The organism is Pseudomonas sp. FSO-7, from assembly GCF_059579345.1.
Genome location: NZ_CM184193.1, coordinates 4,680,099 through 4,693,898, shown reverse-complemented (window position 1 = coordinate 4,693,898; position 13,800 = coordinate 4,680,099). Strand labels below are relative to the sequence as shown.

Sequence of the window (13,800 nt, the reverse complement as noted above, 5' to 3'; positions counted from 1 at the left end):
AGCAGACCCTGGACGTTTGGCTTTCAATAAAAAAAACAAGGAGTCAACTATGAATCATCGTCGTGGGATCCGTTCCCTGTGTCGCGCCGCCCTGGCGGTTACCGCGGTCAGCCTCAGCAGCCACTTGCTGGCGGCCGATCCCGTAAAAATCGGTTTCCTGGTCAAGCAGGCCGAGGAGCCTTGGTTCCAGACCGAGTGGGCGTTTGCCGAGAAGGCGGCCAAGGACAAAGGCTTCCAGTTGATCAAGATCGCCGTGCCCGACGGCGAGAAGACCCTCTCGGCCATCGACAGCCTGGCCGCCAACGGCGCCAAGGGCTTCGTGATCTGCCCGCCGGACGTGTCCCTCGGCCCGGCCATCATGGCCAAGGCCAAGCTCAACGATCTCAAGGTAATTGCCGTGGACGACCGTTTCGTCGACGCCAAGGGCAAGTTCATGGAAGACGTGCCGTACCTGGGCATGGCCGCGTTCGAAGTGGGCCAGAAGCAGGGCGCCGCCATGGCCGCTGAAGCGAAAAAGCGCGGCTGGGATTGGAAGGACACCTACGCGGTGATCAACACCTACAACGAACTGGACACTGGCAAGAAGCGCACCGATGGTTCGATAAAGTCTCTTGAAGATGCCGGTATGCCGAAAGATCACATCCTCACAGCGGCCCTGAAAACCCTCGACGTACCCGGCAGCATGGACTCCACCAACGGGGCCTTGGTTAAACTGCCAAGCGCCGCGAAAAACCTGATCATCGGCGGCATGAACGACAACACCGTGCTGGGCGGCGTACGCGCCACCGAAGCGGCCGGGTTCAAGGCGGCCAATGTGATCGGCATCGGCATCAATGGCACCGACGCCATCGGTGAATTGAAGAAACCTGACAGCGGCTTCTTCGGTTCGATGCTGCCAAGCCCGCACATCGAAGGCTACAAGACCGCCGAAATGATGTACGAGTGGATCACCACCGGCAAGGAACCGCCGAAGTACACCGCCATGGACGAGGTGACGCTGATCACCCGGGAGAACTTCAAGCAGGAGCTGGAAAAGATCGGCCTGTGGAACTGACGGCCGGTTGATTCAAAAGCGGCCCTGGTCACACGAGTGGCGGGGTCGCTTGATCTCTGTAAGTTCGAGGTGGTTATGCAAGCGCAAACAGCGACACGGCAACACAACATCGGCGGCAGCTTGCGGTTCAACGGGATCGGCAAGTCCTTTCCTGGCGTGCAGGCGCTGGCCAATATCAGTTTCGTCGCGCATCCGGGGCAGGTGCATGCCTTGATGGGCGAGAACGGCGCGGGCAAGTCCACGTTGCTGAAGATCCTCGGTGGCGCCTACATCCCGAGCAGCGGCGACTTGCAGATCGGCGAGCAGACGATGGCCTTCAAGGGCACCGCCGACAGCATCGCCAGCGGGGTGGCGGTGATTCACCAGGAGCTGCACCTGGTGCCGGAAATGACCGTCGCTGAAAACCTGTTTCTCGGCCATTTGCCGGCGCGTTTCGGCCTGGTCAATCGTGGCGTGCTGCGCCAGCAGGCGCTGACGCTGCTCAAAGGCCTGGCCGACGAGATCGACCCGCAGGAAAAAGTCGGTCGCCTGTCCCTCGGTCAGCGCCAATTGGTGGAAATCGCCAAGGCCTTGTCCCGTGGCGCCCACGTCATCGCCTTCGACGAACCCACCAGTAGCCTGTCGGCCCGGGAAATCGACCGTTTGATGGCGATCATCGCCCGCTTGCGAGACGAGGGCAAAGTGGTGCTGTACGTCAGCCACCGCATGGAAGAAGTGTTCCGTATCTGTAACGCGGTGACGGTATTCAAGGACGGTCGTTATGTCCGGACCTTCGAGGACATGAGCGAGCTGACCCACGATCAGTTGGTCACGTGCATGGTCGGTCGCGATATCCAGGACATCTATGATTACCGCCCTCGGGAGCGCGGCGATGTGGCGCTGCAGGTGAAGGGCTTGCTGGGGCCGGGCTTGCGCGAACCGGTGAGTTTCCAGGTGCACAAGGGCGAGATCCTCGGCTTGTTCGGGCTGGTCGGTGCCGGTCGTACCGAGCTGTTTCGCTTGCTCAGTGGCCTGGAGCGCCAGAGCGAGGGAAGCCTCGTACTGCACGGCAAGGAATTGAAACTGCGTTCGCCACGGGATGCCATCGCCGCAGGCGTGCTGCTCTGCCCGGAAGATCGCAAGAAGGAAGGCATCATCCCGTTGGGTAGCGTGGGCGAGAACATCAACATCAGTGCGCGCCCGGCTCATTCCACGCTCGGCTGCCTGTTGCGCGGCGACTGGGAGCGGGGCAATGCCGACAAGCAGATCAAGTCGCTGAAAGTGAAGACCCCGGCGGCCAGCCAGAAAATCATGTACCTGTCCGGCGGCAATCAGCAGAAGGCGATTCTCGGTCGCTGGCTGTCGATGCCGATGAAAGTCCTGCTGCTGGACGAGCCGACCCGTGGCATCGATATCGGCGCCAAGGCGGAGATCTATCAGATTATCCACAACCTGGCGGCCGACGGCATCGCGGTGATTGTGGTGTCCAGCGACCTGATGGAAGTGATGGGCATTTCCGACCGAATCCTGGTGCTCTGCGAAGGGGCCATGCGCGGCGAGTTGCCGCGCGATCAGGCCAACGAATCCAACCTGCTGCAACTGGCGCTGCCGCGCCAACGCGTTGCCGACGCGGCGAACTGAGAGGTAAATCATGACCATTCAAAACAATGCACTGCCAACGGCACGCAAACCCCTGGACCTGCGCCGTTTCCTGGATGACTGGGTCATGCTGCTGGCGGCCATCGGTATCTTCGTGCTCTGCACCTTGATGATCGACAACTTCCTGTCGCCGCTGAACATGCGCGGCCTGGGCCTGGCGATTTCCACCACCGGCATCGCCGCGTGCACCATGTTGTATTGCCTGGCGTCCGGGCACTTCGACTTGTCGGTCGGTTCGGTGATTGCCTGTGCCGGCGTGGTCGCGGCGGTGGTGATGCGCGACACCAACAGCGTATTCCTCGGCGTCAGCGCGGCGCTGGCGATGGGGCTGATCGTCGGCTTGATCAACGGCATCGTCATCGCCAAGCTGCGGGTCAACGCCTTGATCACCACCCTGGCGACGATGCAGATCGTCCGTGGCCTGGCCTACATCTTTGCCAACGGCAAGGCGGTGGGGGTGTCGCAGGAATCGTTCTTCGTGTTCGGCAACGGCCAATTGTTCGGTGTGCCGGTGCCGATCCTGATCACCATTGTCTGCTTCCTGTTTTTCGGCTGGCTGCTGAACTACACCACCTACGGGCGCAACACCATGGCCATTGGTGGCAACCAGGAAGCGGCGTTGTTGGCTGGGGTGAACGTTGATCGCACCAAGATCATCATCTTCGCCGTGCATGGCTTGATCGGCGCATTGGCCGGGGTGATCCTGGCGTCGCGCATGACCTCAGGCCAACCGATGATCGGCCAGGGCTTCGAGCTGACCGTGATCTCGGCCTGCGTACTGGGCGGGGTGTCCTTGAGCGGTGGCATTGGCATGATTCGCCACGTCATCGCGGGCGTGCTGATTTTGGCGATCATCGAAAACGCGATGAATCTGAAGAACATCGACACGTTCTATCAGTATGTTATCCGCGGTTCGATCCTGTTGCTGGCGGTGGTCATTGACCGCTTGAAGCAACGCTGAAACCAGAGATCGCTGGCGACTGATCTACCGCCATCGCGAGCAGGCTCGCTCCCACAGGTTTTTGTGCCAGGCGCAATGTCCAGGTACAGCGGAAATCCAGTGTGGGAGCGAGCCTGCTCGCGAAGGGTCGGTGCATCCAACACCTTCTAACCTGACCCACCGCCATCGCGAGCAGGCTCGCTCCCACAGGTTTTTGTGCCAGGCGCAATGTCCAGGTACAGCGGAAATCCAGTGTGGGAGCGAGCCTGCTCGCGAAGGGTCGGTGCATCCAACACCTTCTAACCTGACCCACCGCCATCGCGAGCAAGCTCGCTCCCACAGGGTTTTTGTGTCAGGGCTCAGAGCCTCGGCACGGCATAGACCCCATGTGGGAGCGAGCTTGCTCGCGATAGCGTCCTCCCTGACGCCAACCATCACCCCGCCTTGCGTAACGCTTCGATCAGCTCCTGCTTGCGCATCTTCGAACGCCCGGGAATATTTTTCGCCCGGGCCTCCTTCATCAGGCTGTCCACCGTCTGGGTCCCATGGGAGGCCTTGCTGGTGCGCGGATGACCTTCGCGGGTCTTGGCGGCGCGGCGGGCCGATTCCTTGCGGTCGGTTTTCTTGGCCGTCGCCGGTTTTTCCTGGCCTGAGCCACCGGAGCGCTCGCCGCCGCCGGACTGCTTGTTCACCGTTGCCCAGGCTCGTGCCTCGGCCTTGTTCTCGGACACACCTTTTTTCTCGTAACTCTTTTCAATGTGTTCGGCCTTGCGCTTTTGCTCAGCGGTGTATTTGTCTTTGCTTCCACGAGGCATGGGATGTTCCTCCTCAACTGTCCGGGCAGAGGCTACTGGCTGGCGGCGCCACCTTCGGAGCCCGAACCACCGGTCGTGGTTTTCGAGCCCACCCCGGTCTCGGCGTTATCAGGCGCGGTCGAGTCTGGCGTATTCATGCCACCCTGGCGCCCCATGTCATTCCCCTGCACGCGCGGATCGGTACCGGTGGCCGGTGGCTGGCCATTGTTCAGGCCACCGCCGGTGCCGTCGGTGTTCAACTTGGGCAGGCCTTGCGTGGCGGGGGAGTTGGGCGGCTCCACGGGGTCGGTCGGCCCGGTGCCCGAGGTAGACGCCGCGAAAGCCACCGAGGACAGCAGCGCGGCGAAGGTGAATGCAGTCAGCCTTGAAGTGATCATGGTGTCGCCTCCATTTTTTAGAATGCTTACCTGGTCTTGGGCCGTGGCGGTTTGGGGTTGGTGCCTGGGGCGCGACGAATGGCACTTTTCGAAAGAAGCTTGCGTGCGTGATCAAATAGTTGGAACGGGATGTGACGAGCGCCCCGTGGCGGCTTAGTATGGCGCTTTCAATTGGCTACAAGGCCTGTTCATGTCGATCGAGATCCGTCCTGCGCAACCCAGCGATGCGCCTCAAATCCTTGCCTTCATCACCGAGTTGGCCGATTACGAAAAGGCCCGCCACGAAGTCATCGCCAGCGTGGCCGACATCGAGCGCAGCCTGTTCAGCGAAGGCGCGACCGCCCACGGGCTGATCTGCCTGCGTGATGGCGTGCCGATTGGTTTCGCGGTGTTTTTCTTCAGCTATTCCACCTGGCTGGGCAGCAACTGCCTGTATCTGGAAGACCTGTACATCACGCCCGAGCAGCGCGGCGGCGGGGCAGGGAAGACGCTGTTGCGCCACTTGGCGAAGATCGCCTGCGACAACGATTGCGGTCGCTTCGAATGGAGCGTGCTGGACTGGAACACGCCGGCCATCGAGTTCTACAAATCCCTCGGCGCGCAACCACAGGAAGAGTGGGTGCGCTACCGAATGGACGGCAAGGTGCTACGGGATTTCGCCCACGGCAATTGAGATTCACGAGTAGGCGTTGGATGCGTACTCGGCAAATCCGGGGCGCTGTTCGAGCCGCTTGCAGTAGGCGGTCACCGCTGGATAGTCCGGGCGTTCCATGGGCGTCTGGCGCCAGCGGTGGGCGGACAAGCCAATGAGCACGTCCGCGAGGGAAAATGCCGTACCGGCCACGTAGGCACCGGTGCGGTTCAACTGCTGTTCCAGCAAACCCATCTTCTCGTTCCAGCCTTTGACCCCGGCGGCGATGAGTTGTGGGTCCTGGAAATCCGGGTGTTTGCGCACCAGTCCGTAGAACGCATCGCCCCACGACGGGTTGAGTTCCGTGGCTTGCCAATCCATCCACTGCTCGACACGCGCCCGTGCGGCAGGTTCGACGGGCAGCAGATCGCTGCGCCCATGCTTGCCCACCAAGTAGCGGCAAATAGTGTTCGACTCCCAGAGCACGCCATTCTCATCAATGATCACCGGCACCTGGGCATTGGGATTCAAGGCCAGGAACGCCGGGTCCTGGGTCGAGGCAAAGCCGATGCCCCAATCTTCGCGCTCGTAGGCGATGTCCAGTTCCTGGCAGGTCCACAACACTTTTCTGACGTTGATCGAGGAAGTACGACCGAGGATTTTCAGCAGTTGTCCCATCACTTTTTCCCTGAGTTGTTTGGCGTCCGATCAGAAACGTAGCAGGGTCTTGGGTGGAAGGCGATTGGCTTTGTCGTTGATGTAAAGAATCCCATTATGTGGGATTGATATTTATATATTGAGACTTTATCGCGCCCAGGTTTATAGTCCGTCTCACTCACTGCCAAAAAACAGAACAGGTGAAGCGGATGCAGGCGCAATTGATCGCGCTCGATTGGGGGACCACCTCATTACGGGCTTACAAACTCGCAGCCGGTGGCGAGGTGCTCGAGCAGCGTTCGCTGTCGTCGGGGATCATGCAGTTGCCGTCCGGGCCGCGGACCGTGGTCGGCCGGGTGTGCATAGACGGTTTCGAACTGGCCTTCGACGAGGCCTGCGGCGATTGGCTCGATGCACAGCCAGGCTTGCCTGTGATTGCCTGCGGTATGGTCGGCAGTGCTCAGGGCTGGCGTGAGGCGCCGTACTGCGACACACCCGCCAACGTCGCCAATCTCGGACATTCCCTGCAAACCGTTCGCAGCCTTCGCGGTGTCGATGTGCACATCGTGCCGGGCGTGATTCAGCGTTCACGCTTGCCCAATGTCATGCGCGGCGAAGAAACCCAAGTGCTTGGCGCCTTGCACAGCCTGCCGGACGAAGCGGTGCTGATCGGCCTGCCCGGCAGTCATTCGAAATGGGTGGAAGTGGCCGACGGCCGCATCGTGCATTTCGATACCTTCATGACCGGCGAGATCTTCGCTGTGCTCAGTGACCACAGCATTCTCGGCCGCACCCAGCAACGGAATGCAACGTTCGATGGCGTGGCCTTTGATCGTGGTGTGCAAGTGGCGTTATCGGTGGACGGCCAGATCGGTCCGTTGTCCACCGTGTTCAGCGCCCGCAGCCTGGGCTTGACCGGCGAGTTGGGCGCCAGCGCCCAGGCGGACTACCTCTCGGGCCTGTTGATCGGCCATGAGCTGACGGCGCTGGCCGAGGTACAACGCCGCCGCCGCGACAGCATCCATCTGCCGACGGTAGTGCTGATCGGCAACTCCCAACTCTGTGTCCGTTATCAACGGGCCCTCGACGCCTGCGGCTTCGCCCGGGTGGTCCTGGCCGAACAGGCCACCGAACGCGGTTTGTGGCAGCTGGCCGTGGCGGCCGGGTTGCTCGATTCCACCGCCCCCTGAACCTGATTGGAGGTCTGACATGCTCACACAAGCACTGGCGCACAACGGGCTGATCGCGATCCTGCGGGGCCTGCGTCCCGAAGAGGCGGCGGCCATCGGCGAAGTCCTGTACGGCGCCGGATTTCGCGTCATCGAAGTACCGCTCAATTCCCCCGAGCCGTACGAAAGTATCCGCATCCTGCGCAATACCTTGCCCGCCGATTGCCTGATCGGTGCCGGCACCGTGCTCACGCCGGAACAGGTCGAGCAGGTGAGAGCCGCCGGTGGCCAAGTGATCGTCATGCCCCACAGCGACCCTAAGGTGCTGCGTGCGGCGAAAGCGGCGGGCTTGTACCTGTCGCCAGGCGTCGCCACGCCCACCGAAGCCTTCGCTGCATTGGCCGAAGGCGCCCATGTGCTGAAGATGTTTCCCGCCGAGCAAATGGGCCCGGCGGTGGTCAAGGCCTGGCTCGCGGTGCTGCCGGCCGGGACCGTGCTGGTGCCGGTGGGCGGGATTACGCCGGACAACATGGCGGTGTTCGTCGAAGCCGGCGTCAAGGGTTTCGGCCTCGGCTCCGGGCTGTTCAAGCCGGGCCTGACAGCGGATGAAGTGGCGGTACGCGCCAAGGCCTACGTGGCGGCATGGAATGCCTTGAACTGAAGACTTTTCCAGCGCTCCGTGCGCTGCATCTGACAAGAGAGACAACAAGATGAAAATCACCAAGCTGACCACGTTTATCGTTCCGCCGCGCTGGTGCTTCCTCAAGGTCGAAACCGACGAGGGCGTGTCCGGTTGGGGCGAGCCCGTGGTCGAAGGCCGTGCCCACACGGTGGCGGCCGCAGTCGAGGAATTGTCCGACTACCTGATCGGCAAAGACCCACGCAACATCGAAGACATCTGGACCGTGCTTTATCGCGGCGGCTTTTACCGCGGTGGTGCCATTCACATGAGCGCCCTGGCCGGTATCGACCAGGCGCTGTGGGACATCAAGGGCAAGGCCCTGGGCGTGTCGGTCAGTGACCTGCTGGGTGGCCAGGTGCGGGATAAGATCCGTGTGTATTCGTGGATTGGCGGCGACCGGCCGGCAGATACCGCCCGGGCGGCGAAAGAGGCGGTGGCGCGGGGCTTCACGGCGGTGAAGATGAACGGCACCGAAGAGCTGCAGTTTCTCGACACCTTCGAAAAAGTCGACCTGGCCCTGGCCAACGTGGCGGCGGTGCGCGATGCGGTCGGGCCGAACGTTGGCATTGGCGTGGACTTCCACGGCCGCGTGCACAAGCCGATGGCCAAGGTGCTGATGAAGGAACTCGACCCTTACAAACTGATGTTCATCGAGGAGCCGGTGCTCAGCGAAAACTACGAAGCCCTCAAGGAATTGGCGCCGCTGACCAGCACCCCGATTGCCCTGGGCGAGCGGTTGTTCTCGCGTTGGGATTTCAAGCGCGTACTCAGCGAAGGCTACGTGGACATCATCCAACCGGATGCGTCCCACGCCGGCGGCATCACCGAAACCCGCAAGATCGCCAACATGGCCGAGGCCTACGACGTGGCGCTGGCGTTGCACTGCCCGCTGGGCCCCATCGCCCTGGCGGCGTGCCTGCAACTGGATGCGGTCTGCTACAACGCGTTCATCCAGGAGCAGAGCCTGGGCATTCACTACAACGAGAGCAACGACCTGTTGGATTACATCAAGGACCCGCAGGTGTTCGACTACGACAAGGGCTTCGTGAAGATCCCCAATGGCCCGGGCCTGGGTATCGAGATCAACGAGGAATACGTCATCGAGCGTGCGGCCATCGGCCACCGCTGGCGCAACCCGATCTGGCGCCATGCTGATGGCAGTTTTGCCGAGTGGTGAGTCACGCCTGATCCACCCAAAGTCCCTGTGGTCCTGTGGTGAATGCAGAGCTCATGCGCACCCCAGGTCCCCTGTGGGAGCGAGCTTGCTCGCGATGGCAATGTATCAGTCACACATGCACCAACTGACACACCGTCATCGCGAGCAAGCTCGCTCCCACAGTTGATCTTCGCAAGCAGGGAGATCTTCTTCGATGCGCCCGTTTCCTCAATAAACATAAAAAGAGGCACCTCACATGCAAGCGCACACCCTGAGCGCGCAAGCGTCGTTGGTGACGCCCAGCCGCAAGCGTTTTTTCATCATGGTCCTGCTGTTCATCACCGTGGTGATCAATTACCTGGACCGCAGTAACCTCTCGATTGCCGCCCCCGCATTGACCAGCGACCTGGGCATCGACCCGATCCACGTCGGGCTGATTTTCTCGGCGTTCGGCTGGACCTACGCCGCCATGCAGATCCCCGGTGGGTGGCTGGTGGATCGGGTGCCGCCGCGCATTCTCTATAGCGTGGCGTTGCTGTTGTGGTCGGTGGCCACGGTGATGCTGGGGTTCGCCGCGAGTTTCATCGCATTGTTCGTGCTGCGCATGGCGGTGGGAGCCCTGGAAGCGCCGGCTTATCCGATCAACAGCCGCGTGGTCACCACCTGGTTTCCCGAGCGCGAGCGGGCCACGGCCATCGGTTTCTACACCTCCGGGCAGTTTGTCGGGCTGGCCTTCCTGACTCCGGTATTGGCCTGGCTGCAACACGCTTTCGGTTGGCACATGGTGTTTGTCGCCACGGGCGCGGTGGGCATTCTCTGGGCGCTGATCTGGTACGCGGTGTATCGCGAGCCCCGGGATTTCAAAGGCGCCAACGCCGCCGAAATCGAATTGATCCGCGAAGGTGGCGGGCTGGTGGATATCCAGGCCGATACCGCCAAGGCCAAGGCAAAATTCAGCTGGGCGGACCTGGGGATCGTCCTGACCCAGCGCAAGCTGTGGGGCATTTACCTCGGTCAGTTCTGCCTCAACTCTACGTTGTGGTTTTTCCTGACGTGGTTCCCGACCTACCTGGTGAAATATCGCGGCATGGACTTCATCAAGTCTGGCCTGCTGGCGTCGTTGCCATTTCTCGCGGCGTTCGTCGGCGTGCTGTGTTCCGGGTTTTTCTCCGACTGGTTGATCCGTCGTGGTGCCACGGTGGGGTTCGCTCGCAAGCTGCCGATCATTGGTGGCCTGTTGATTTCCACCTCGATCATCGGCGCCAACTTTGTCGAATCGACGCCGCTGGTGATTGCCTTCCTGGCCCTGGCGTTTTTCGGCAATGGCCTGGCGTCGATCACTTGGTCACTGGTCTCCACGCTGGCCCCGGCGCGGTTGCTCGGGCTGACCGGCGGGGTGTTCAACTTCATCGGCAACCTGGCGGCCATCGCCACGCCGATCGTGATTGGCTTCCTCGCCAGCGGCGATTCGTTCTCCCCGGCCATTACCTATATCTCTGTCCTGGCATTGGCTGGTGCGCTGTCCTACATCCTGCTGGTCGGGAAGGTCGAGCGCATCGAGTTGTAGTCCGACGGGGCGGGCGACCATAATGCCGCCCGTTCCCCGCTCATTGTTGAAGGCCGGCTATGCAGCAAGACGATCCAAAAATGACCAAGGACGCCGCGCCCACAGGCACGCAGACATTGCTGCGTGGCCTGGGCGTGGTCCAGGCGGTCGCCAGCGGCGCCCGTGACTTGAAGGAAATCGCCCGGCTGATCGGCACCACCCGCAGCACCACCCATCGCCTGGCCAGTTGCCTGGTGGACGAACGTTACCTGCGCGTGGTGCCGCAAGTGGGTTACCTGCTGGGGCCGAAGTTGATCGAGCTGGGTTTCCAGGCCCGGGAAGAGCTGCCGCTGGTGAGCCTGGCGGGACCGTACCTGGACGAGCTGTCGGCGCTGACCGGGGACACCGTTCACCTGGCGATTCGCGAGGGCGACGAAGTCTTGTACCTGCTGAAGAATCCGGGGCGTAACGGCCCGGAAATGCGCTCGCGCGTAGGCCACCGCATGCCGTTGGCGCGCACCGGGATCGGCAAGGCGCTGATGCTCGATGACACTCAGGAACAATGGAAGCGGCTGTATGAAATCAGCCTGCCGGCGGGTGGGAAAAATCAGTTCTGGCCCCAGCATCAGGAGCAATCCTGGGAGCAGTTCCAGCAACGGATGGTGGAGTATGTGGCGGGGGGCTATGCCTTCGACCTGGAAGATAACGAACCGTCGATTCGCTGTGTGGCGGCGCCGATCCGTGACGCCGGCAAGCGCATCGTCGCCGGTATCAGCATCGCCAGCACCGTGCCGTACATGCCGCTGGAAAAAATGGCCGAGCTGATTCCCCTGGTCAAAGGGGTCACAGCCCGGCTATCGGCGGAACTGGGCGCCAAGGTCTGACGAACGTCAGGCCTTGAGCGTCGCCATATCGATGACGAAGCGATACTTCACGTCGCCTGCGATCATGCGGCTGTAGGCCTCGTTGATCTGGCGGATATCGAGCATTTCAATGTCGCAGCTGATGTTGTGTTCGGCGCAGAAATCCAGCACTTCCTGGGTTTCGGCGATACCGCCGATCAACGAGCCGGCCAGGACGCGACGGCCCATGATCAAGTTGGCCGCATGGACTGGCGGATCGATCGGCTCGACCAGGCCCACCAGGATGTGTACACCGTCGAACCGCAAGGTACTGAGGTAGGGGTTGAGGTCGTGCTGCACCGGAATGGTGTCCAGCAGGAAGTTGAAATGACCGGCGGCAGCGGCCATCTGTTCGGCGTCGGTGGACACGATCACATGGTCGGCACCCTGGCGACGGGCCTCGTCAGCCTTGCTGGCCGAGCGGGTGAACAACGTCACTTCCGCGCCCATGGCCTTGGCGAACTTGATGCCCATGTGACCGAGGCCGCCCATGCCCAGCACGCCGACCTTGTCGCCGGCCTTCACGCCGTAATGCTTGAGGGGCGAGTAGGTGGTGATGCCGGCGCAGAGAATCGGCGCGGCACCGGCTGGATCGAGGGTTTCCGGGATGCGCAGCACGAAGTGCTCGCTGACCACGATGCTGTTGGAGTACCCGCCCATGGTGTGGCCGCCGCTGATACGGTCCGGGCTGGCGTAGGTCTGCGTCATGCCCTGGTAGCAGTATTGCTCCAAGTCAGCGCGACACGCTTCGCACTCGCGGCAGGAGTCGACCATGCAACCAACGCCCACCAGGTCGCCGACCTTGTAGCGGGTGACATTCGCACCGACGGCGGTGACTTTGCCTACAATCTCATGGCCGGGCATCAACGGATAAACGGCGATGCCCCATTCATTGCGGGCCTGGTGGATGTCGGAGTGGCAGACCCCGCAGTAGAGAATGTCGATCGCCACATCGTCGGCTCGCGGGCTGCGACGCTCGAATTTCATGGGGGCGAGGGGAGTGGTGGCCGACTGGGCGGCATATCCGATGGCTGTGTACATGATGGACCTCGCTAAGCAGTGAACGGTGAGGTGGACCATTGTGGGAGTCATGTCGCTTCGCGGCGATGGCGATTCCTACGCGTGTCATGCCTATTCCTCCGACATTGGCTATGGTTTGATCCTACGAAGCATTAGACCTGCGATGATGCTTTCATCCCTTTTTTCGTGAAGTTTTCGCCCATGTTGTTGACCCGCCATCTCGATGCCAACGCCACGCTGGTTTCATTGATAGAACCCTTGGCGACCCGCGACGGTTTCGTCCCGACGTCACTGCCCGGTGTCCATGTGCTTCGGGCCAGCCAGGACGTCGCCCGTGGCCCGCAGCTCTACGAACCGAGCCTGGTGATCATTGCCCAGGGCAGCAAACTGGCGTACCTGGGGCCTCGCACGCTGGAATATGGCGCCGGGCATTATCTGATCCAGGCCTTGCCAGTGCCGTTCGAATGCGAAACCTACGCCATGCCCAATGCTCCATTGCTCGGGGTTTCCGTTGCGATCGATCGGGCGATGCTGGGGGAACTGGTGCTGGCCATGGGGCTGGTACCGGGTCGGAACCTGGCGCCGCAGACGCCGGAATCAATGACCTGCGCAGTGCTCGATGACGCCATGCGTGGGTGTGTCGAGCGTTTGTTGCGCTGCCTGCACGATCCGTTGGAATGCCAGGTCATGGGTCAGGCGCGGCTGCGGGAGTTGCTGTTCGTCGCATTGCGCGGGCCCCAGGCCGATGTGCTGCGGGCGCTGGTGGAGCAGCAAGGCCAGTTCGCCCGGATTGCCGCGGCCCTGAGCCATTTGCATGCGCACTTCACCGAACCGCTGAACGTCGAGACACTGGCCAGTTGCGCGAACATGAGTGCTTCGACCTTCCATGAACATTTCAAACGCAGCACGCTGTTGTCGCCGGTGCAATACCTCAAGCGACTGCGACTGCTCAAGGCTCAGCGGTTGCTGCTGATCGAGGGCATGGGCGTGGCCCAGGTTGCGCATCAGGTGGGGTATCAGAGCCCCTCGCAGTTCAGTCGCGAGTACAAGCGCTACTTCGAACGCAACCCCGGGGAAGAGCGCGCCGCTTGATCCTGTGATGTGCCCTTGTGGGAGCGAGCTTGCTCGCGATGGCGGTGTGTCAGCCGACATCTGTGTTGAATGATAAACCGCTATCGCGAGCAAGCTCGCTCCCACATTTGGACGGTGGTGT

General features: G+C 61.8%; 14 protein-coding genes. 10 read left to right on the top strand and 4 right to left on the bottom strand.

Going from position 1 to position 13,800, the window contains the following annotated elements; all coding sequences use genetic code 11:
- Positions 1-49: 49 nt before the first annotated feature.
- The 3 genes from AC515T_RS20380 to araH all read left to right on the top strand — a co-directional run bounded on the left by AC515T_RS20380 (position 50) and on the right by araH (position 3,653).
- Positions 50-1,054: a substrate-binding domain-containing protein gene (locus tag AC515T_RS20380; RefSeq protein ID WP_496529791.1), complete on the top strand. Its 1,005-nt coding sequence runs from the start codon at positions 50-52 to the stop codon at positions 1,052-1,054.
- Positions 1,055-1,129: 75 nt separating this feature from the next.
- A complete protein-coding gene (gene araG / locus AC515T_RS20375; RefSeq protein ID WP_496529790.1) occupies positions 1,130-2,674 on the top strand; it encodes an L-arabinose ABC transporter ATP-binding protein AraG in 1,545 nt (514 codons plus the stop codon).
- Positions 2,675-2,684: 10 nt separating this feature from the next.
- Positions 2,685-3,653, top strand: coding sequence for an L-arabinose ABC transporter permease AraH (gene araH / locus AC515T_RS20370; protein ID WP_025214842.1), 969 nt, complete (start codon positions 2,685-2,687; stop codon positions 3,651-3,653).
- Positions 3,654-4,066: 413 nt separating this feature from the next.
- On the opposite strand, the gene AC515T_RS20365 is transcribed toward araH, so the two are convergent.
- Entirely contained in the window at positions 4,067-4,447 is a 381-nt protein-coding gene (locus AC515T_RS20365; protein WP_496529789.1) for a Rho termination factor N-terminal domain-containing protein, read from the bottom strand.
- 32 nt (positions 4,448-4,479) lie between these two features.
- Entirely contained in the window at positions 4,480-4,824 is a 345-nt protein-coding gene (locus AC515T_RS20360) for a hypothetical protein (protein ID WP_496529788.1), read from the bottom strand.
- Between the two features lie 190 nt (positions 4,825-5,014).
- Here AC515T_RS20360 and AC515T_RS20355 point away from each other — a divergent pair, with 190 nt between their 5' ends.
- A complete protein-coding gene (locus AC515T_RS20355) occupies positions 5,015-5,497 on the top strand; it encodes a GNAT family N-acetyltransferase (protein ID WP_053123788.1) in 483 nt (160 codons plus the stop codon).
- Between the two features lie 3 nt (positions 5,498-5,500).
- Here AC515T_RS20355 and AC515T_RS20350 read toward each other — a convergent pair whose 3' ends face one another.
- On the bottom strand, positions 5,501-6,133 hold the full coding sequence (locus tag AC515T_RS20350; protein WP_496529787.1) for a glutathione S-transferase family protein: 633 nt from the start codon (positions 6,131-6,133) through the stop codon (positions 5,501-5,503).
- Between the two features lie 188 nt (positions 6,134-6,321).
- Here AC515T_RS20350 and AC515T_RS20345 point away from each other — a divergent pair, with 188 nt between their 5' ends.
- The 5 genes from AC515T_RS20345 to AC515T_RS20325 all read left to right on the top strand — a co-directional run bounded on the left by AC515T_RS20345 (position 6,322) and on the right by AC515T_RS20325 (position 11,549).
- Complete coding sequence (locus AC515T_RS20345) at positions 6,322-7,302, top strand: 2-dehydro-3-deoxygalactonokinase (protein WP_496529786.1); 981 nt, start codon at positions 6,322-6,324, stop codon at positions 7,300-7,302.
- 19 nt (positions 7,303-7,321) lie between these two features.
- The gene (locus tag AC515T_RS20340; RefSeq protein ID WP_496529785.1) at positions 7,322-7,942 is read left to right on the top strand and encodes a 2-dehydro-3-deoxy-6-phosphogalactonate aldolase; all 621 of its coding nucleotides are present in this window, start codon (positions 7,322-7,324) and stop codon (positions 7,940-7,942) included.
- Positions 7,943-7,991: 49 nt separating this feature from the next.
- The gene (dgoD, locus tag AC515T_RS20335) at positions 7,992-9,140 is read left to right on the top strand and encodes a galactonate dehydratase (RefSeq protein WP_496529784.1); all 1,149 of its coding nucleotides are present in this window, start codon (positions 7,992-7,994) and stop codon (positions 9,138-9,140) included.
- Positions 9,141-9,375: 235 nt separating this feature from the next.
- On the top strand, positions 9,376-10,686 hold the full coding sequence (locus tag AC515T_RS20330) for an MFS transporter (RefSeq protein ID WP_496529783.1): 1,311 nt from the start codon (positions 9,376-9,378) through the stop codon (positions 10,684-10,686).
- A gap of 59 nt (positions 10,687-10,745) precedes the next feature.
- Positions 10,746-11,549, top strand: coding sequence for an IclR family transcriptional regulator (locus tag AC515T_RS20325; protein WP_496529782.1), 804 nt, complete (start codon positions 10,746-10,748; stop codon positions 11,547-11,549).
- A 6-nt stretch (positions 11,550-11,555) separates the two neighbouring features.
- Here AC515T_RS20325 and AC515T_RS20320 read toward each other — a convergent pair whose 3' ends face one another.
- The gene (locus AC515T_RS20320) at positions 11,556-12,608 is read right to left on the bottom strand and encodes an NAD(P)-dependent alcohol dehydrogenase (RefSeq protein ID WP_496529781.1); all 1,053 of its coding nucleotides are present in this window, start codon (positions 12,606-12,608) and stop codon (positions 11,556-11,558) included.
- 180 nt (positions 12,609-12,788) lie between these two features.
- Here AC515T_RS20320 and AC515T_RS20315 point away from each other — a divergent pair, with 180 nt between their 5' ends.
- Complete coding sequence (locus AC515T_RS20315) at positions 12,789-13,679, top strand: AraC family transcriptional regulator (protein WP_496529780.1); 891 nt, start codon at positions 12,789-12,791, stop codon at positions 13,677-13,679.
- The last annotated feature ends 121 nt before the right edge of the window (positions 13,680-13,800 follow it).

Bases quoted from the DNA above. Each gene is read 5' to 3' on its own strand.
- araH (WP_025214842.1), top strand. From the start codon at position 2,685: ATGACCATTCAAAACAATGCACTGCCAACGGCACGCAAACCCCTGGAC.
- AC515T_RS20380 (WP_496529791.1), top strand. From the start codon at position 50: ATGAATCATCGTCGTGGGATCCGTTCCCTGTGTCGCGCCGCCCTGGCG.
- AC515T_RS20340 (WP_496529785.1), top strand. From the start codon at position 7,322: ATGCTCACACAAGCACTGGCGCACAACGGGCTGATCGCGATCCTGCGG.
- araG (WP_496529790.1), top strand. From the start codon at position 1,130: ATGCAAGCGCAAACAGCGACACGGCAACACAACATCGGCGGCAGCTTG.
- AC515T_RS20355 (WP_053123788.1), top strand. From the start codon at position 5,015: ATGTCGATCGAGATCCGTCCTGCGCAACCCAGCGATGCGCCTCAAATC.
- AC515T_RS20350 (WP_496529787.1), bottom strand. From the start codon at position 6,133: ATGGGACAACTGCTGAAAATCCTCGGTCGTACTTCCTCGATCAACGTC.
- AC515T_RS20330 (WP_496529783.1), top strand. From the start codon at position 9,376: ATGCAAGCGCACACCCTGAGCGCGCAAGCGTCGTTGGTGACGCCCAGC.
- AC515T_RS20320 (WP_496529781.1), bottom strand. From the start codon at position 12,608: ATGTACACAGCCATCGGATATGCCGCCCAGTCGGCCACCACTCCCCTC.
- AC515T_RS20345 (WP_496529786.1), top strand. From the start codon at position 6,322: ATGCAGGCGCAATTGATCGCGCTCGATTGGGGGACCACCTCATTACGG.
- AC515T_RS20360 (WP_496529788.1), bottom strand. From the start codon at position 4,824: ATGATCACTTCAAGGCTGACTGCATTCACCTTCGCCGCGCTGCTGTCC.
- AC515T_RS20315 (WP_496529780.1), top strand. From the start codon at position 12,789: ATGTTGTTGACCCGCCATCTCGATGCCAACGCCACGCTGGTTTCATTG.
- dgoD (WP_496529784.1), top strand. From the start codon at position 7,992: ATGAAAATCACCAAGCTGACCACGTTTATCGTTCCGCCGCGCTGGTGC.
- AC515T_RS20325 (WP_496529782.1), top strand. From the start codon at position 10,746: ATGCAGCAAGACGATCCAAAAATGACCAAGGACGCCGCGCCCACAGGC.
- AC515T_RS20365 (WP_496529789.1), bottom strand. From the start codon at position 4,447: ATGCCTCGTGGAAGCAAAGACAAATACACCGCTGAGCAAAAGCGCAAG.